General features: G+C 47.2%; 24 protein-coding genes. 14 read left to right on the forward strand and 10 right to left on the reverse strand.

The window, feature by feature from the left end; genetic code table 11:
• Positions 1-65: 65 nt before the first annotated feature.
• Entirely contained in the window at positions 66-530 is a 465-nt protein-coding gene (locus ACSBQN_RS04340) for an NUDIX domain-containing protein (RefSeq protein ID WP_152713684.1), read from the reverse strand.
• Positions 484-1,173 carry a 23S rRNA pseudouridine(2457) synthase RluE gene (gene rluE / locus ACSBQN_RS04345; protein WP_354633242.1) on the reverse strand — a complete coding sequence of 230 codons (690 nt, stop codon included), beginning with the start codon at positions 1,171-1,173 and terminating at the stop codon, positions 484-486. The genes ACSBQN_RS04340 and rluE overlap by 47 nt, the downstream gene beginning before the upstream one ends.
• Before the next feature lie 140 nt (positions 1,174-1,313).
• Between rluE and icd the strand changes: the two genes are divergently transcribed.
• Positions 1,314-2,567 (forward strand): NADP-dependent isocitrate dehydrogenase, encoded by a 1,254-nt coding sequence (gene icd / locus ACSBQN_RS04350; RefSeq protein WP_004240623.1) that lies wholly within the window; start codon positions 1,314-1,316, stop codon positions 2,565-2,567.
• 451 nt (positions 2,568-3,018) lie between these two features.
• The gene (yafC, locus tag ACSBQN_RS04355) at positions 3,019-3,918 is read left to right on the forward strand and encodes a DNA-binding transcriptional regulator YafC (RefSeq protein WP_434991601.1); all 900 of its coding nucleotides are present in this window, start codon (positions 3,019-3,021) and stop codon (positions 3,916-3,918) included.
• Positions 3,919-3,947: 29 nt separating this feature from the next.
• On the opposite strand, the gene dkgB is transcribed toward yafC, so the two are convergent.
• Entirely contained in the window at positions 3,948-4,751 is an 804-nt protein-coding gene (gene dkgB, locus ACSBQN_RS04360; protein ID WP_434991602.1) for a 2,5-didehydrogluconate reductase DkgB, read from the reverse strand.
• Between the two features lie 52 nt (positions 4,752-4,803).
• A complete protein-coding gene (locus ACSBQN_RS04365) occupies positions 4,804-5,016 on the reverse strand; it encodes a DUF1471 domain-containing protein (protein WP_262875559.1) in 213 nt (70 codons plus the stop codon).
• A 240-nt stretch (positions 5,017-5,256) separates the two neighbouring features.
• Here ACSBQN_RS04365 and ACSBQN_RS04370 point away from each other — a divergent pair, with 240 nt between their 5' ends.
• Positions 5,257-5,835 (forward strand): NAD(P)H-dependent oxidoreductase, encoded by a 579-nt coding sequence (locus ACSBQN_RS04370; RefSeq protein WP_434991620.1) that lies wholly within the window; start codon positions 5,257-5,259, stop codon positions 5,833-5,835.
• A gap of 507 nt (positions 5,836-6,342) precedes the next feature.
• Here ACSBQN_RS04370 and ACSBQN_RS04375 read toward each other — a convergent pair.
• From ACSBQN_RS04375 to ACSBQN_RS04395, 5 genes are all read right to left on the reverse strand, one after another.
• The gene (locus tag ACSBQN_RS04375) at positions 6,343-7,470 is read right to left on the reverse strand and encodes a site-specific integrase (RefSeq protein ID WP_434991603.1); all 1,128 of its coding nucleotides are present in this window, start codon (positions 7,468-7,470) and stop codon (positions 6,343-6,345) included.
• Positions 7,451-7,693: an excisionase gene (locus tag ACSBQN_RS04380; RefSeq protein WP_071997735.1), complete on the reverse strand. Its 243-nt coding sequence runs from the start codon at positions 7,691-7,693 to the stop codon at positions 7,451-7,453. Before ACSBQN_RS04380 ends, ACSBQN_RS04375 begins: the two co-directional genes overlap by 20 nt.
• Before the next feature lie 62 nt (positions 7,694-7,755).
• Positions 7,756-7,983 (reverse strand): hypothetical protein, encoded by a 228-nt coding sequence (locus tag ACSBQN_RS04385; protein ID WP_004240619.1) that lies wholly within the window; start codon positions 7,981-7,983, stop codon positions 7,756-7,758.
• A gap of 149 nt (positions 7,984-8,132) precedes the next feature.
• Positions 8,133-8,366, reverse strand: coding sequence for a hypothetical protein (locus ACSBQN_RS04390; protein WP_201894181.1), 234 nt, complete (start codon positions 8,364-8,366; stop codon positions 8,133-8,135).
• A gap of 448 nt (positions 8,367-8,814) precedes the next feature.
• Entirely contained in the window at positions 8,815-9,474 is a 660-nt protein-coding gene (locus ACSBQN_RS04395) for a LexA family protein (RefSeq protein WP_004240616.1), read from the reverse strand.
• A 97-nt stretch (positions 9,475-9,571) separates the two neighbouring features.
• Here ACSBQN_RS04395 and ACSBQN_RS04400 point away from each other — a divergent pair, with 97 nt between their 5' ends.
• The 9 genes from ACSBQN_RS04400 (at position 9,572) to ACSBQN_RS04440 (ending at position 14,551) form a co-directional block, all read left to right on the forward strand.
• Positions 9,572-9,772 (forward strand): Cro/CI family transcriptional regulator, encoded by a 201-nt coding sequence (locus ACSBQN_RS04400; protein WP_046025056.1) that lies wholly within the window; start codon positions 9,572-9,574, stop codon positions 9,770-9,772.
• A 29-nt stretch (positions 9,773-9,801) separates the two neighbouring features.
• Positions 9,802-10,266, forward strand: a complete 465-nt coding sequence (locus ACSBQN_RS04405) for a YmfL family putative regulatory protein (RefSeq protein WP_004238678.1) — start codon at positions 9,802-9,804, stop codon at positions 10,264-10,266.
• Between the two features lie 63 nt (positions 10,267-10,329).
• Entirely contained in the window at positions 10,330-10,530 is a 201-nt protein-coding gene (locus tag ACSBQN_RS04410; protein WP_144079368.1) for a hypothetical protein, read from the forward strand.
• A complete protein-coding gene (locus tag ACSBQN_RS04415) occupies positions 10,523-10,717 on the forward strand; it encodes a DUF4222 domain-containing protein (protein ID WP_046025054.1) in 195 nt (64 codons plus the stop codon). Before ACSBQN_RS04410 ends, ACSBQN_RS04415 begins: the two co-directional genes overlap by 8 nt.
• Positions 10,714-11,598: a helix-turn-helix domain-containing protein gene (locus tag ACSBQN_RS04420; RefSeq protein ID WP_434991604.1), complete on the forward strand. Its 885-nt coding sequence runs from the start codon at positions 10,714-10,716 to the stop codon at positions 11,596-11,598. Before ACSBQN_RS04415 ends, ACSBQN_RS04420 begins: the two co-directional genes overlap by 4 nt.
• Entirely contained in the window at positions 11,598-11,993 is a 396-nt protein-coding gene (locus ACSBQN_RS04425; RefSeq protein WP_046025052.1) for a hypothetical protein, read from the forward strand. The genes ACSBQN_RS04420 and ACSBQN_RS04425 overlap by 1 nt, the downstream gene beginning before the upstream one ends.
• 42 nt (positions 11,994-12,035) lie before the next feature.
• Positions 12,036-12,827 carry a KilA-N domain-containing protein gene (locus ACSBQN_RS04430; protein WP_421659707.1) on the forward strand — a complete coding sequence of 264 codons (792 nt, stop codon included), beginning with the start codon at positions 12,036-12,038 and terminating at the stop codon, positions 12,825-12,827.
• Positions 12,827-13,843, forward strand: a complete 1,017-nt coding sequence (locus ACSBQN_RS04435; protein WP_434991605.1) for a DUF968 domain-containing protein — start codon at positions 12,827-12,829, stop codon at positions 13,841-13,843. Before ACSBQN_RS04430 ends, ACSBQN_RS04435 begins: the two co-directional genes overlap by 1 nt.
• A 30-nt stretch (positions 13,844-13,873) precedes the next feature.
• A complete protein-coding gene (locus tag ACSBQN_RS04440; protein ID WP_214177575.1) occupies positions 13,874-14,551 on the forward strand; it encodes a bacteriophage antitermination protein Q in 678 nt (225 codons plus the stop codon).
• Between the two features lie 230 nt (positions 14,552-14,781).
• On the opposite strand, the gene ACSBQN_RS04445 is transcribed toward ACSBQN_RS04440, so the two are convergent.
• Positions 14,782-15,231: a universal stress protein gene (locus ACSBQN_RS04445; protein ID WP_036421164.1), complete on the reverse strand. Its 450-nt coding sequence runs from the start codon at positions 15,229-15,231 to the stop codon at positions 14,782-14,784.
• Positions 15,232-15,311: 80 nt separating this feature from the next.
• Between ACSBQN_RS04445 and ACSBQN_RS04450 the strand changes: the two genes are divergently transcribed.
• Positions 15,312-15,443: a hypothetical protein gene (locus ACSBQN_RS04450; protein ID WP_259677801.1), complete on the forward strand. Its 132-nt coding sequence runs from the start codon at positions 15,312-15,314 to the stop codon at positions 15,441-15,443.
• A 58-nt stretch (positions 15,444-15,501) separates the two neighbouring features.
• On the forward strand, positions 15,502-15,711 hold the full coding sequence (locus ACSBQN_RS04455; RefSeq protein ID WP_064483823.1) for a hypothetical protein: 210 nt from the start codon (positions 15,502-15,504) through the stop codon (positions 15,709-15,711).
• The last annotated feature ends 163 nt before the right edge of the window (positions 15,712-15,874 follow it).

Raw genomic sequence — 15,874 nt, forward strand, 5'->3', positions numbered from 1 at the left:
ATCGGCACTTTTTTCGCAAAGAATTTTCAGCAAAGAATTTTCCGCAGTTTGTTCCCTGCAATGCATTACGGGGAAACCGGTTCCCCGAACGCATCCCCGAACGTTCCCAGCAGAGAGAGCGGCAGCGGTTCGGCGGCAAACCAGGCAAACATACTTTCTTTTACCAGCGGGGAGCGCAGAATCGGGCTGTGAATAATCTCGTCCGCACTGACCCAGTGGCAGCGGTCGATATCGCTGTCCTGCGGGTGTGTCTCACATTCACTCTCCAGCAGCACACGGAACAGAAAACGGATAAACGGTGTGCCGTCCGGTGCAACCCACTGATGAATTTTCAGCAGGGCATCGGGAGCAGCATGGATCCCGGTTTCTTCATACAGCTCGCGCTCTGCGGCGGCAAGCAGGGTTTCCCCGGCTTCCAGATGCCCGGCGGGCTGATTCCAGGTGGCTTTGCCGTTAACGGTTTCTTCCACCACCAGAAATTTTTCACCGGCGCTGACCAGGCAGGCCACTGTCACATGAGGTCTGAATATCATTCACTTCTCTCCATTCGCCGGGGGCAAGGGTATCAAGGGCAAAATCACCAATCCGCACGCGGATCAGACGCAGGGTCGGGTGGCCGGTATGGGCGGTCATCCGGCGTACCTGGCGGTTACGGCCTTCCCGCAGTGTCAGTTTCAGCCAACTGACCGGTACCGATTTCCGCTCGCGGATAGGCGGATTACGCGGCCACAGCCAGTCCGGCTCATCCACCAGCTCGGCACCGGCAGGGCGGGTCGGGCCATCATTCAGGGTGATACCATTACGCAACTGATTCAGCGCGTTTTCGTCCGGCACACCTTCCACCTGAGCATAATACACTTTCGGGGCTTTGTTCTCCGGCTGTGTCAGCGCTGCCTGCAATGCGCCGTCATTGGTCAGGATAAGTAACCCTTCGCTGTCGCGATCCAACCGCCCGGCGGCATACACATCTGTAACCGGAATGTAATCTTTCAGCGTGCTGCGCCCGGCTTCGTCGGTAAACTGCGGCAGTACATCAAACGGTTTATTGAACAGAATAATTTTTTGCGGACCGCGCGGCCGGGGCTTGCGGACGCTTTTCTGACGCGGATGAGTGCCTGCCGGACGGGATTGCGGCTTTCGGGAGATGCGGGAGTTCGTGGTTTTACCGGTCATTATCTTTTTTTTACATAAAAATGAGACTTACATTATAGCTTAAAACAGTTAGGATTTGCGTGATGCGATTATTCAAGTAGTATTGACAGGGCCATTACAAAAAATTAACAAAGCATTGCGCTTACATAAAGGAGAGGTTGATGGAAAGCAAAGTAGTTGTTCCGGCGAAAGGCGCTAAAATTACCATTGACGCAAAAGGCAAATTAATCGTTCCGGACAATCCGGTTATCCCGTTTATTGAAGGGGACGGAATCGGGGCTGATGTAACGCCAGTAATGATTAAAGTTGTTGATGCCGCTGTAAAAAAAGCCTACGGCGGTAAGCGTGAAATCTCCTGGATGGAAATCTACACCGGTGAGAAATCCACAAAACTGTATGGCAGTGATGTCTGGCTGCCGGATGAAACCCTCGATTTTATCCGTGACTACCGCGTGGCTATCAAAGGCCCTCTGACCACTCCGGTCGGCGGCGGTATCCGCTCCCTGAACGTGGCACTGCGCCAGATTCTGGATCTGTATGTTTGTCTGCGCCCGGTGCGTTACTACGCCGGTACACCAAGCCCGGTAAAACAACCTGAACTGACTGATATGGTGATTTTCCGTGAAAACGCGGAAGACATCTACGCCGGTATCGAGTGGAAAGCCGGTTCTGCGGAAGCTGATAAAGTGATTAAGTTCCTGCAGGACGAAATGGGTGTGACCAAAATCCGCTTCCCGCAGGATTGCGGTATCGGTATCAAGCCGTGCTCTGAAGAAGGGACAAAACGCCTGGTCCGCGCAGCGATTAACTACGCCATTGATAACGACCGTGATTCCGTCACCCTGGTTCATAAAGGCAACATTATGAAGTTCACCGAAGGTGCCTTCAAAGACTGGGGATATGAACTGGCACGCGAAGAGTTCGGCGGCGAGTTACTGGACGGCGGCCCGTGGTTAAGCCTGAAAAACCCGAAAACCGGCAAACAGATCATTATCAAAGACGTGATCGCGGATGCGTTCCTGCAACAAATCCTGCTGCGTCCGGCAGAATATGACGTTATCGCCTGTATGAACCTCAACGGCGATTATATTTCTGACGCCCTCGCGGCACAGGTCGGCGGTATCGGTATCGCACCGGGCGCGAACATCGGTGATGAATGCGCACTGTTCGAAGCCACCCACGGCACCGCACCAAAATACGCCGGTCAGGACAAAGTCAACCCGGGCTCAGAAATCCTCTCCGCTGAAATGATGCTGCGCCACATGGGCTGGTTTGAGGCCGCTGACTTAATCGTTAAAGGAATGGAAGGGGCAATCGCTGCCAAGACCGTCACTTACGATTTCGAGCGTCTGATGGAAGGCGCTAAGCTGCTGAAATGCTCAGAGTTTGGTGACGCAATCATCAAACACATGTAATTCAGTTTACAATGAAATAGTTAACGGGAACTTATTAGTTCCCGTTTTTTATTGTTCAGTCTGAAACGGTTATCAAAAAGTTTGCAAAATGATTTAGCAAAACGGTATGAAATTTGTACGGATTGAGGGGCTTTGTAAGTATCCCGATAAAAAGTCCCATTCACTTTCAGCGATTTTCGTCCATGCTGATAAGTACCCTAATCATTTGTACCACTACCTATGAATGGCCGAATGCTGATGTATGTAGCTATTTTAAATCTACAGTAACAGCCTGCTTGTATAGTGGCTATCCTGAATACCTTTCTAGATATGCTGGCTGGGTTCTTTTTTCAGATATATTGTTTCTGTATTATCATTATTGTCTGATGACTGGTGCTTTACCGGCAATAATAACGTAATCATCCGTAGATGACGTGCCGGTCTGGCACCGGAGAACACAAAGGAACGGTGTATGAAGGCAACATCTGAAGAAGCCCGTGTATTTATTGAGGTCGTTGAACACAAAAGTTTTACCAAAGCTGCAGATAAACTGAATCTGGCGAACTCCGCTGTCAGCCGTACTGTTAAAAAACTGGAAGACAAACTCGGTGTTAATCTGCTCAACCGGACAACCCGGCAGATTGATCTGACGGCAGAAGGTGAACTCTATTTTCAGCGGATGAAAAATATCCTGCAGGAAATGCAGGCCGCAGAAAATGAACTGCTTGGCTCTCAAAGTTCACCAAAAGGTGTATTACGGATTGACGCGGCAACGCCGGTTGTTTTGCACCTACTTATTCCGTTTATTTCGGTGTTCCGCCAGCAATATCCGGACATTGTATTATCACTGGTCTCGTCCGAAACCTTCGTTAACCTGATTGAGCGTAAAGTTGATATCGCTATACGGGCAGGCCAACTGACAGATTCCAGTCTGCGTGCACGTCTGCTATTTAACAGTTACCGGAAAGTTGTAGCCTCTCCCCGTTATATAGAAACTGCCGGGAAACCGGTCTCAGCAGCTGATTTACATCATCATACCTGCCTGACATTTACGGAGCCGGTATCACTCAATACCTGGCCGCTGAATACCGAAGAAGGTCGGCTGATTACTGTAACGGACGGAATATCCTCAAACAGCGGGGAAACATTACGGCAGTTATGTGTCAGCGGGGAAGGTATCGCATGTCTGTCTGATTTTATGGTAAATAAAGGGATTGAAAGCGGGGAACTGACTGAATTGCTCAGGGATGAACTGCAACCGGTTCCGATGCCGTTTCATGCGGTTTATTACAGTGACAGAGTGGTCAGCCGCCGGATCCGGGTCTTCATCGACAGCCTGACACACTATCTGGCACAAATTCAGAAGCCATAAGAACTATGGCTTCCGAATTACAGCGGGGATTAATCCCATTCAGGCGCCAGTCCTTCTGGGCTGACGAGGCGATCATTGCAGTCGAGTTTTGCAATCGCATCGCGGTCGGCCCGGTCAAGCTGCAATTCTGCTGACCGCAGATTGCTGATCAGGTTTTCACGTTTGGTTGAAGACGGAATGACAGAATAGCCCTCCCCCATCGCCCATGACAGAATAACCTGAGCCGGTGTCGCGTTATGTTTTATAGCAATAGACTGAATAACCTCATCTTTTAATGCTTTACCATAGGCTAGTGTCATATAAGACGTGATATGAATCCCCAGCTCTTTTGCCCGCTTAACGACTTTGCGGTTCTGCAGATAAGGGGACAGTTCAATCTGGTTGGTCGCAATATTTTCAGCACCCACTGCGGCAACGGCTTTCTCCATCAGCGGAATAGTGAAATTCGACACCCCGATTTCACGGGTCAGCCCCTGATTTTTCGCTTCTGCCAGTGCAGCCATAAACTCTTCAACCGAAACCGCATCATTCGGTGATGGCCAGTGAACCAGCGTTAAATCGACATAATCGGTCTGCAAATCACGCAGGCTTTTTTTCAGACTCGGGATAAGTTTATCTTTGCTAAGATTTTCAATCCAGATTTTAGTGGTAATATATAACTCTTCACGCGGAATACCACTTTCTACAAGTGCCCGGCCAACATCTGCTTCATTTTCATAAATTTGTGCAGTATCAATTGCACGGTAGCCGACATCTAATGCATTCTTAACTGATGCAATAACGACATCGCCCTGTAAACGAAAAGTACCTGTGCCTAATGCAGGAACGCTCATATTATACCTCTTCAATAATTAATGTTGCGGGGGATTAAATACAGTCTGTTAATTACTTATTTAATACAGCACTCATTGTTGTGGTATTTCCCATTCTTGCACTGGTGATTGTGTAACCGGAAGCACCTGCGTCTTTTGCTTTTTGTGCAATAACAGCCTCTGCTGAATCCGGGGTATCACCGGTTGCGGTAACAGATTCAGCAAATGAACCGAAAGAAACGAAAGATAACACTGTTGCAGCTAATACTAATTGTACATTTTTCATATTGAATCCTGTTTTTAACCTGAATTTTTATCTTTACGGTCTGACAAGACCTGATGGCGAAGAAGAATACTGCGTTGTTCCGGTGACAAAAAGCCTTAACAGGGCAATAGACTTTTCTCAAAAGAACAATAATCGCCGTTATCCGTGTGATATGCTTTATCCATACCATTATCTGGGATTATATATCTTTGTCTTATCAGTTTAATTCTGTTATCTATCAGTTAAATTAAGGAATGAATGATGAATATATTACTTATTAACGGCGGGCAGGTTTTTGGGCATTCTGCCGGTCAGCTTAACCGGACTTTACATGATATTGCCGCAGAACATTTAACTGCTTCCGGTCATAATATCCGGGAAACACAGGTTGATGAAGGTTATATCATTGATGAAGAAATAAATAAATTCATGTGGGCAGATGCCATTGTATACCAGATGCCGGGCTGGTGGATGATGATGCCATGGAAAGTTAAAAAATATATGGATGATATTTATACAACAGGCCACGGAAAATTGTATGAAAATGACGGACGTACACGCCGTGACCCTAAAAAACAATACGGAACCGGCGGGTTATTACAGGGTAAAAAATATATGTTATCGGTGACCTGGAATGCGCCGGAAGAAGCATTTAATGAGTTCGGAAACTTTTTTGACGGCAGAGGTGTTGACGGAGTGTATTTTGCATTCCATAAGTCGCAGCAGTTTCTCGGGATGTCTCAGTTAAAGACATTTATGGTCAACGATGTTATCAAAGAACCTGCGGTCAAGCAGAATATTGTCAAATATAAACATCATTTAACTACAGTATTCAATTAACACAATTTTCAAAATTCCTTTGATCACATTATCAGGTCAGTGAGAAGCAGAAGGTTGGATACTGGTGTATGAATCAGGAAGGTGTCGTTATCTTGTGTAGTTATCCATAGTTTTCGGGAAAGTTAATTGCTTGCCGAGCAATTGTATATTGTATTGGCAAGCTTTTTCTGGTTTTATCAGCTGATACACTGATGTTAATTTGTTGATGAAAATAGCTATTTAAAGTTAACTGCTATTATTAGCAGAGATCAAAAGCATGCCGGAATATTATCATATTTATCTGGTTTGTTATTTTTAGGGTAGTCCAGGCTAATAATCTAAATCGGCGTTATTTTCCTTCATCAGGAACAAATAAATGTACTTGATCATTTGCCCAAAGCGAGCCTGTTTTATGGTTAAAGCACGCTGTGTATTTGACTGGATGTACAGCGAATGTCCGATTTTGGCACAAAGCTGGTATACAGCTGAAAGGCAGATATACGAATTCAACTATAAGCCAATAGAATTTCATATCAACACCCTTACCCAATCTTTACCACGATCATCATGATATTTATCAGTTTGCTGCTGATTTTTATGACCCAACAGGTTTTTGGTATTAATTCCCTGTTGCCGGTATAAGCGCTCTGATAATGACCGCATTTCATGAAATGTTGCCGGAGTGCCTTCTCCCCAGTCGATATCTGCTTTATCCCTGGCTTTTTTAAAATTGGTGGTCAGGGTATTTGCGGTTACCTGTCCGCCGGGCTGTGACTGTGATGTGTTTCGTGTGTAGTGGACTAAATATTTGCTGACATACAGATCACGGCATCCGGCAATCACATCCCGCAGGCTGATATTGAGTGCCTGACACCGGAGGGAGAGGGGGATAGCAAGCCGTGTTCCGGTTTTTTGCTGGATAACATGCAGATGGTCATCCCATATATCACGGAATTTCATTTCTGAAATATCTCCGAGGCGCTGTCCGGTAACGACAGCCAGCAACATGGCGTTTCCGAGATATTTATGGTCCTTACAGGCGATATCATAAATTTTCTGCCATTCTTCCAGGCTAAGTCGTTGCCGGGTTACCTTTCGCCGTGGTTGCTTTGTTGCGAGGGCTGGGTTATATCCCGGCGGAACTTCACCGGCATGCTGTGCCTCTTTGAATACATCAATCAATACCGAACGGACAACCTGTGCCATCCGGTGCTGACCACTGGCCTTATATTGCTCCAGAATATCGGCAATATCGCGGGCATCGACTGCCGGTAATGGTTTTTGTGATAATGCATGACGCATCAGTGCTACAGGTTTCTGTTTTTGTTTAAAGGTATTTTGTTTTATTTCACCGTCTGCCAGACGCTCCGCCTGGATTTTCTGGTACCGATCCAGCCAGGTATTAACCGTGATTTCTTTGCCTTTTATTTTCGCCATCCGATCACTGATCGCCATTACCTGACGGCTCCGCTGTTCAGCCAGCCGCAGATTAGCCTCAACCGCAATTATTTTGGCCTCTTCCTCATTGTCACCGAGATAATGGAATTTCCCGGTGACAGGATGTCTGTAGCGCCAGTACACCTTACTGGTTTTCCTGCTGAAAAACGGGTACAGGTTGGGGATATTGATATTATTTTTACGGGGTCTGGCAGCCATCAGTTAAAATCCTTTGCAGCCTGGGATTATCACTTTTGCTGATCACCGGTGAGATTAAATTACCAACAAGTTCAGCATCTTCTCTCACGCGCCAAATACCACCTTCTTTCTGTGCCGGCGGGAAAAACAGACCACATCGGGCGTACCGCTGTAATGTTCCCAGTTTAGGCGGGCGGCTCCTGTACCGGTCTTCTGCCCATTCATCCAAAGTTAACATTTTCATAGTCACACTCTGCACATCACCGTATACGATTAAGACTGTTCAGATATAAGAAGAGCGTAGCTTCAGTGAATATTTCTTTTTTTAATGGTGTCTTTTATTGCTTTTTTTATAGCCTCTGTAGTCGTCCCTTCGCTGGCAATATGTTCACCGATTTTTTCTAAAAAAGAGGCTATATAAGGTGCATTTTCAGGTATGTTGAATTCCTTACTTACCTCAACATTAATGCAGGGCGCTTCATTTAAAGTCACTGTAATATTAATCTTAACACTTGGGTTATCCTGTTTTGACATAGACAGTTCCTTATTAGTGATAATAATTTTATATCGTATTAATTTATTTTTCCCGGTGCGGGGCAGCAATAATTCCGCCGGATAAACGGAATAAAATAATTTTTTAACCGGCTGTAATGTATTTAATTTCTGGTTATTGCCAGTATGGTTTACTGAGCATTTTCAGATGTAATTGCCTGATACATATCTGTAAATCCATTTCTTATCAATGTAATGACTTTCAGGGATGGCTCTTTATCATCCGGACTTATTTCCTCCAAAAAATCGACAGCGATTTCCTGAATATTTCTTGGCAACTGACTAAAGTCCATTGCGTCTGTCTCCTCAATAGAATTTGTTATTGGCGGTTTAAAAAATTGCGGCTGGCAGACGGACATTATCATCGCTCCTCCGTTTTAAGGTTTAGAGCTGCACAGCCGCGAACAAGGGATTACACCGTTATTATTTTTGTCGCCTTACTCTTCACACAGTTATTCAGATATGCAGCCGTTACTGCGGATTTACTGTTAAAGCACAGAGGTCTTCCCATCTGGCGATATCTTCATCGAGGCGAGCCATCGTGCGCTCGTGGTCACGTATCTCTCTTTAGCGCTCAGCACGGAGTGATTGCAGTTTTTGAAGCGCCCGGGCTTTTTCAGTGATCCACGCCGCAACTTCGTCTGCTGACATGTTGTTGGTGGTGATGATTGGTTCTTGGTTCATATTGGCCTCATGTAAAAAATGGTATCTCTTACATGAAATAAAAAGTACCTTAAGTTACATTCTCGGTCAATAGTTAGCGTGAAAAAAGTTACATTGCTGCATAGATAAGGCAAATGAGGGAGGGATAAATCAGATGTTTTGAATAACCTGAATAACCCTGCCAATGATTCGACAGTTACCATTGACTACTATCGGTTTGAAATTGGGGTTCAGCGGAATCAGGTAGGTATAGGGAGCATCCCAGACTAGTTTTTTGATTGTGGCATCTGATGTGCCATCGAGTATTGCAACAACAATTTTTCCATATAGATCTTCTATACTTCCAAATTGTGTTTCAACAATGACTGTTGAGCCTTCAGGGATTGTTGGTGCCCCATTTGGGTTTGTCATTGAATCACCCTTAACATCAAGGCCAAACGCACTTTCAGATACCCGGGCGGTTGTGTTAACCCAGCGAAGTACATCATCAATAGTTGCTGATGCGTATGTTGATGTCCAGTCACCGGCTTGTACGGCAGATATAACAGGGATTTGTTTGACAGCAATGGTTTTTCTTGCAGATACCAGTTCAGTCGAAAGTGGTTCATTTCCGCCAAATAGTAACCATTCAGGAGAGACATCCAGTGATTTAGCCAGCATGTGAAGGTTTTCACCATCTGGTTTTGTGACACCTGTCTCCCATTTTGTAACGGATACGCGTGAGACCCCGAGCATTTTTGCCAGGGATTGTTGCGTCATATTGAGTTGCGTACGACGAGCTTTGATGCGTTCGTTCATTTCCGTTTTCATGTAACCAATGTTACATCACAATGATGTGAAATGTGTTTGCATGTGATTGTACCTTTTGTTACCTTTCTTGTATTCAAAGGTCTGAGGAGTCGTACAAATGTTGAAGAGAGATGTTCTTCATTTTTTCGGCGGAGTAAAAAAAACAGCCGCAGCTCTTAATATCAGTCATCCGGCAGTTTGCCGCTGGAAGAAAACTATTCCCGAAAAACAAGCGTTAATTATTGAGCGAATTACAAATGGAGGACTTAAGTACAACCCTGCACTTTATCAGCATAGCAGCACGGAAAAGCACGGTTAACTACAACTCAATCTGAAAGTGAGTAGGCAATGAAAAACCAATCCCTGAAAGAAGTTGTAAGAGAGATGTGCAGTCTGGTCCCCGGCGGACGTGATGCTATGGCCGGTTCCCTTGGTTTGTCTCTGACGTCATTCAATAACCGGTTTTATGAGAAAAACGGCTGCCGGTTCTTTGATCACCATGACCTGATGGTGATGCAGGAAGTCTCCGGAACTGTGCTGTATGCCGAATACGTCGCGGCGGAGTCCGGAATGCTGCTGGTGGACAGTCCGAAAAAAAGTGAAATAGGCCGTACTGACTTATACGAAAAGAGCGTCAGGGCATCCGTTATGCGCGGGGCTGTGGACCTGTGTATCAGTAAGGCTATTGAGGACGGAGAAATCACCACAGGAGAAGCGGATGCAATACGTACTGCACACTACAGAGACATGCAGGCCAGAACAGATGAGGTTGAATCCACGATTATTTTATTTACCCGGACTCAGAAAGGGTGAAGCCGGGAGTATACGGCTCCCGGCTTCGATCGCGCCATATCAATTGTGTGAAGAGATAAACGCATGAGCAGATTAACTCATTCAATACCGGAAAGGCAATTCAAATGCATTGTTACCGGCAGTGAACCACTTCGTTATGTGGAAAGCATACCGGGTGGCGGTACAGCCGACAACTACCGGAAAAAACCGGAAGTGGTAGACCGGCAAAAGGTGGAGGCCAGCTGGTCGCAGTTTTATTACCGCAGCGGAGGTCAGAATGCCTGAAGAAACAGCTGACAATCTGAACCGGTATTACACCGATAAGCGGGGACGGAAAGTTCACGTTATCCGGTACGACCGGGAGAACAGCCGGGTGATTTTCATGCGTGACGGTTATGAGCACCCGTGCTTTGAACCGCTGAAAATCTTTCAGGAACGGTATACCCGCTGTCCGGATGAGGTGAAACCATGAGCATGATTTTAACTGCACGGGCTTTGCAGATAAAAACAGGCAACCCGCTGCGAAAACTGGTACTGGTCAAACTGGCAGACAATGCCAACGACCAGGGGGAATCATGGCCGTCTGTGCCGTACATTGCTGAGCAGTGTGAAATATCTGAACGCTCAGTGCAGAACCACATCAATGCCCTGGTGAAAATGGGGCTGGTTCGTGTTGAGTCACGAAAATCGGCCAACGGTCTGAACCAGTCAAATATTTATCATCTGTGCCTGGATGCTACCGTTGTGAGTGGTGAATCTCCTGCACCCTGTGGTGCAAATCCTGCGGGGGTGAGTGGTGCAAATGGTTCCCGGACTGGTGCAGCAGATGCACCGGGTGGTGCAAATGGTTCCGGTAGTGGTGCAGGAGCTGCACCCGGAATCAGTAATGATCCAGTAATAGATCCAGATAATAAAAATATTAATCCTGTTCGCGGAAAAGCCAAAAGCAAAACCGTGATGCCGGAAAACTTTGCTCCGACACCAGAACACATTGAGCAGGCCAAAGCCGCCGGTCTGGACATTCAGGACGAGTTTCAGAAGTTCAGCGATTACCACGCCAGCAAGGGTACGCAGTATGTCTGCTGGAACTCCGGTTTCAGATACTGGCTGAATACGGCCGCCGGATTTAAACGCTCTGCGGACTCAAAGAACATCGACACCACCGAGTGCGATGAAGTCTTCAGAAAAATGTTCTCATCCTCCGACTGGAAGCCGGAAAACCGCGTACAGGAGCTGGTCGCAAAACACAAATCCTACATTGGGCGGATGAATGAAATTGCCGGACGGGCAGCATTTCGCGGGTACTGGAAACAGGCCACAGAGCAGGCCGCAAAAGAACGGGAGGTTGCGTGATGATGCTTTACACCCGAATTGCGGCAGAGGAACCGGCCGGAACTGAAATCACCTCCGGGTACATCATGGAGAAATACGGCGTATCACGCAGTATCAGCCAGTCAGCTGTCAGGGTTTTAGCGAAGATTGAAGCTGTCACGCCGACCCGGTGGCGGGGGAATGACCGGATGGCTTTCCGGATATTGCCGGATGCACAGGAGAAAGTCCGCGAATATGAGGAACTGGTGGCAGCCTGTCGGCGGGGAGTAAAAAAGGTCCGCTGTACGGACCCGGTACCGGAAGAGAGCCGGGCCACTCTCACCGAACGGGAATTTGTATCCGTCTATAACCGGTTATTTACGGCTTTCACGGCAAAGCAGCGGGAACTGAGAAGAAAAAACGGTCTGGCGATGTGAGGCGCAGTATACGGCTGCGCTTAATGAGCGGAGAGATAAACGATGAGCAATCTGATTATTGTTGACGGTATTAATGTGCGCCGGGACATGGCCGGTCGCTATTGCCTGAATGATTTACACCGTGCCGCCGGGGGTGAAGAGCGCCATAAGCCATCTAACTTTATGCGGATGGAATCAGCACAGGCATTGTGTTCAGAAATCGACCGATGCTCAGATATGAGCATCGCCTCTGTAAACACCATTCGCGGCGGTACGGAGCAGGGGACATATGTTGCCCGTGAGGTTGTTTATGCCTATGCCATGTGGATAAGCCCGCTGTTCAACCTGAAAGTAATCCGTACGTTCGATGCGGTGGCCGGAACACAGCAGGCGGTACAGCTGGCCGATAAGGTACAGGCAGGCGCTATCCTGCTGGAGTCTATGGCGAAAACGCTGAATTTGTCGAATTCCTCAAAACTGGGCGGGTATCAGAAACTGCAAAAAATGGCTGGTCTTCCGGATCTGGCTCCCTCCTATGCTATTGATGCACCGGCGGGTGCGGTAGATGGCTCCAGCAGACCGACAACCTCTCTGACTACGCTGCTGAAAAATCACAATGCCGCATTGTCTGCGACCAGAGCATATAAACGTCTTGCTGAGCTGGGGATTGTCGAACAGAAAGCCCGTCCGGGTTCGAAGGGAACACAAAAACTGTTCTGGTCTGTCACATCAAAGGGGCTTCTGTACGGTAAAAATATCACATCTCCGGCGAACCCGAGGGAAACGCAGCCGCATTTCTTTGAGAGCAAATCAGCGGAACTGCTGGCACTGATGATGACTCCGGCGGTGGCCTGATGAATTACCTGTTAACCGGCTTTGTTCAGAAAGATACCCGGCTCCTGATGTTTAATCCCGGTGCTGAGATTTGCAACTTCCGGAACGGTGCCCGTTATGTTGTGAGTGCGGCTCCCCGTTCAATGGATGGCATTCCGTCCGGCCGCGTTCCGGCAGATGCACAGCCGCTGCTGACAGATGAGCGGGTACTGCGTTTCCTGGACAATCCTGCCGTGGTAAAAGCTGCCGGTGGTTTACAGGGATTTCGTCATTACGTTTCATCAGTAAATCATTGCCAGATTGACGATGAAGCAGATCCGTATCATCACCATGAACTGACCATGACCCGCCACAAAGACGGTTTTATCCGGACGTGCTGGCATCATGACAATATTCTCAGGAAGGGGGAATGCTGCCAGCAGCAGGCGGACAAAATTCTGTTACGCAACCAGCGGGCATTTGTGGCACGCAGTATCTTTACCGACCTGCGGCTGTCCGGCGGCCATCTTCTGAATCCTTCCGATTTGTTCACCTGGTCTGTGATGCATCGTGTCAGTGAGCATCTTCCGGCTTTTATCTGTTCTTACATTCTGATGCAGCCATCGGAAGAAGAGATAACCGGCACCATGACAGAGCATTCCATTGTTCACCGGACGCGCTCACACAGCCGGATTGTTCAGGACATCGTCGAGCAGATAAAACCGGTCGTTGTTCCTGAGATAGAGCCGGAGCCACCAGCAAGTTTTATGCGGATCCCGAAGTTAAAGCGCTGGGAGTGTCCGAAGTACCTGCAATGGGTGAAGAGTCAGCCGTGCTGCGTATGTGGTCAGCAGGCAGATGACCCGCATCACATCATCGGGCACGGCACCGGCGGTACCGGTACAAAGGCACACGACATTTTCACCATCCCGCTGTGCCGTATTCACCATGACGAGTTACACCGGGATGTGAACGCCTGGGAGCGGAAACACGGCAGCCAGCTGGAGTTGTTATTTAAGTTTATGAACCGGTCATACGGGATCGGTGTTTTTGGTTAATGCGCTGTACGGAGCGCGGAGAGATAAACGATGATTGAGCACGATTTTCAGTACCTGCGGGATATGGTGACCATCGCAATGACTGATCACAGCAGCAGAACCAAAGGCCAGCTTGAAGCATTTGAGGGATTTGTATTGGGAAACACAACGCGCTACCCACGAAGAAAGCCCCGTGATATTACCGTGAACGGCAGAAAGATAAGCCGGGAAACCGAGGCGGTATCCTGCTGGTCAACACACTATACCGTGCTACCGATGCCACTTATTGACCGGGTGGACTATCAAAACTGCTCCTGGAGGCGCGCAATTATGGAACTGGACGAGGCAGAGCAGTCCTGGCTGCTGTATTGCTATGGTAAGGAACTGAAGTTCTCACACCAGACCACCATCACCGCCTATGTATGGAATGAAATGCAGGAGCGGATTAAAGGCCGCCGGGTATCGAAGAAAGTAAAAGAACGACTCAGGGCGCTGGTATGGCTGGCAGTACAGGATTACACCCTGAACAAAGACGGGTATTACTATCAGTCTGAACTGGCCGAGCTGGTGGGTGTTGAGCGGAATAACTGGAATATGCACTATGAAAAGCACTGGCAGGAACTGCGATTGATTTGTAAAACCTTGGACTGTGGAGCGCTGCGGAAAATGAGAAGCAACAGAGCAGAGATATGGCGCAAAAATACAGCTAAAACTTGCAAAAGTGAATAATTTGAGCCATATTTAATAGTAATTTGATATGTGGTCACAATTGTTTGTAAACCTCGCACTTGCGGGGTTTTTTTATGTCTGTAACCGGATAATAATGGCTGTTAAAGCGAATCAGAGTTACAAGGGTGCTTATAAATAAAATTTAGCATTTCATATTAAAACAAAACGAGATTTTTATAACCGCGGCCGCTATACAAGGAAAGCCCGCCGAAGCGGGCGCCTGTCTGGTGTCAGCGGACAACTAAAACTGAGGCTTTTGCATAGCGGACTACGGCTGCTGCGGTAGAGCCGAGTAGTCTGGTGGTTATTGTCGGCTGGCGTGACCCGATAATAATCAGGTCTGCATTTATATCTGTGGATAGCCTTAATATCTGGTCTATCGGGCTGCCGGTTTTGACATGGTGGTGGGTATTGGCCGGGTTAATATTAAAAATCTTAGTAATTGAAATAAGTTTAGATAGTGCCTTGTCTGTGATTTTATTTCTTTCATCCAACAATACGTCATATTCCCGCGCATAAGATGCGAAATTCGGGAAAAATGGAATTACTGTAAAAAAGTGTACGTTCGTATGTGTTTTATCAGCCATATATTCAACGTGTGGCGGAAGCTTTGATGTCAGTCCTTCTCCAAAAATATCATCCTCAGCTATATCAATCGCTACCAGAATATTTTTATACATAAATCCTCCCGGTGACTAAACGATACATTTGCTCTGTCTGTATTAAATATAGTGCAAATCCGGTGGTAAGGAGGAAGGTGGTGTGCCCGTCGGGGGCAGGAGCAAAACTGAAAGCCTCACTGAAGCATAACAGCCGGGTATTGGGTGTCGGGATGGAAGCGGGGTTGTTTGAGCAGACTAAAGCCGAAATCAACAATTTTTCTAATTTTTAAAATCCTTGTCAGGGTGTTATTCATATTTCTGTGAATAAAAGAATGACAGGCGGGGTATATGGATTATTTTTTGACGTTACCGGGCAGCGATACTAGTTCTGTTCTGCATAAAGAGGCATGCCCGAAATTACAACAGGCAAAAAGTACAGTGTATGTTGGATACTACTGGGGAGAGCACGCTGCGGTTCAGCAGGCTATCGTTGTGGCAAGAGGGGCAGTGGTTTTATGTCCGTTATGCATAAACCAGCATGATGAAGAGAATCAGTGATAACCTTACAGGCTCAACTCTCCGGAATTTCCGGATAGTTCACATGTTCAGTTTTTCGGAACAATTGAATAATTGTTATGAGGTTCTGGTAGCGTGGGGCAGTCTGCCTGAACTAAATCAGCCACTCATTTCAGGCATAAAAAAAGCCGGTTTGGGAATAACC

Origin of the sequence: Morganella sp. B601 (genome assembly GCF_051172335.1) — a bacterium.
GTDB classification, from domain to species: domain Bacteria; phylum Pseudomonadota; class Gammaproteobacteria; order Enterobacterales; family Enterobacteriaceae; genus Morganella; species Morganella morganii.

Coding starts and splice junctions, on each gene's coding strand:
- ACSBQN_RS04430 (WP_421659707.1), top strand. CDS start 12,036: ATGAGCAATCTGATTATTGTTGACGGTATTAATGTGCGCCGGGACATG.
- ACSBQN_RS04435 (WP_434991605.1), top strand. CDS start 12,827: ATGAATTACCTGTTAACCGGCTTTGTTCAGAAAGATACCCGGCTCCTG.
- ACSBQN_RS04415 (WP_046025054.1), top strand. CDS start 10,523: ATGCCTGAAGAAACAGCTGACAATCTGAACCGGTATTACACCGATAAG.
- ACSBQN_RS04395 (WP_004240616.1), bottom strand. CDS start 9,474: ATGAAAACGGAAATGAACGAACGCATCAAAGCTCGTCGTACGCAACTC.
- dkgB (WP_434991602.1), bottom strand. CDS start 4,751: ATGAGCGTTCCTGCATTAGGCACAGGTACTTTTCGTTTACAGGGCGAT.
- rluE (WP_354633242.1), bottom strand. CDS start 1,173: ATGACCGGTAAAACCACGAACTCCCGCATCTCCCGAAAGCCGCAATCC.
- ACSBQN_RS04365 (WP_262875559.1), bottom strand. CDS start 5,016: ATGAAAAATGTACAATTAGTATTAGCTGCAACAGTGTTATCTTTCGTT.
- ACSBQN_RS04425 (WP_046025052.1), top strand. CDS start 11,598: ATGATGCTTTACACCCGAATTGCGGCAGAGGAACCGGCCGGAACTGAA.
- yafC (WP_434991601.1), top strand. CDS start 3,019: ATGAAGGCAACATCTGAAGAAGCCCGTGTATTTATTGAGGTCGTTGAA.
- icd (WP_004240623.1), top strand. CDS start 1,314: ATGGAAAGCAAAGTAGTTGTTCCGGCGAAAGGCGCTAAAATTACCATT.
- ACSBQN_RS04370 (WP_434991620.1), top strand. CDS start 5,257: ATGAATATATTACTTATTAACGGCGGGCAGGTTTTTGGGCATTCTGCC.
- ACSBQN_RS04400 (WP_046025056.1), top strand. CDS start 9,572: ATGTTGAAGAGAGATGTTCTTCATTTTTTCGGCGGAGTAAAAAAAACA.
- ACSBQN_RS04445 (WP_036421164.1), bottom strand. CDS start 15,231: ATGTATAAAAATATTCTGGTAGCGATTGATATAGCTGAGGATGATATT.
- ACSBQN_RS04390 (WP_201894181.1), bottom strand. CDS start 8,366: ATGATAATGTCCGTCTGCCAGCCGCAATTTTTTAAACCGCCAATAACA.
- ACSBQN_RS04380 (WP_071997735.1), bottom strand. CDS start 7,693: ATGAAAATGTTAACTTTGGATGAATGGGCAGAAGACCGGTACAGGAGC.
- ACSBQN_RS04455 (WP_064483823.1), top strand. CDS start 15,502: ATGGATTATTTTTTGACGTTACCGGGCAGCGATACTAGTTCTGTTCTG.
- ACSBQN_RS04375 (WP_434991603.1), bottom strand. CDS start 7,470: ATGGCTGCCAGACCCCGTAAAAATAATATCAATATCCCCAACCTGTAC.
- ACSBQN_RS04440 (WP_214177575.1), top strand. CDS start 13,874: ATGATTGAGCACGATTTTCAGTACCTGCGGGATATGGTGACCATCGCA.
- ACSBQN_RS04385 (WP_004240619.1), bottom strand. CDS start 7,983: ATGTCAAAACAGGATAACCCAAGTGTTAAGATTAATATTACAGTGACT.
- ACSBQN_RS04410 (WP_144079368.1), top strand. CDS start 10,330: ATGAGCAGATTAACTCATTCAATACCGGAAAGGCAATTCAAATGCATT.
- ACSBQN_RS04420 (WP_434991604.1), top strand. CDS start 10,714: ATGAGCATGATTTTAACTGCACGGGCTTTGCAGATAAAAACAGGCAAC.
- ACSBQN_RS04405 (WP_004238678.1), top strand. CDS start 9,802: ATGAAAAACCAATCCCTGAAAGAAGTTGTAAGAGAGATGTGCAGTCTG.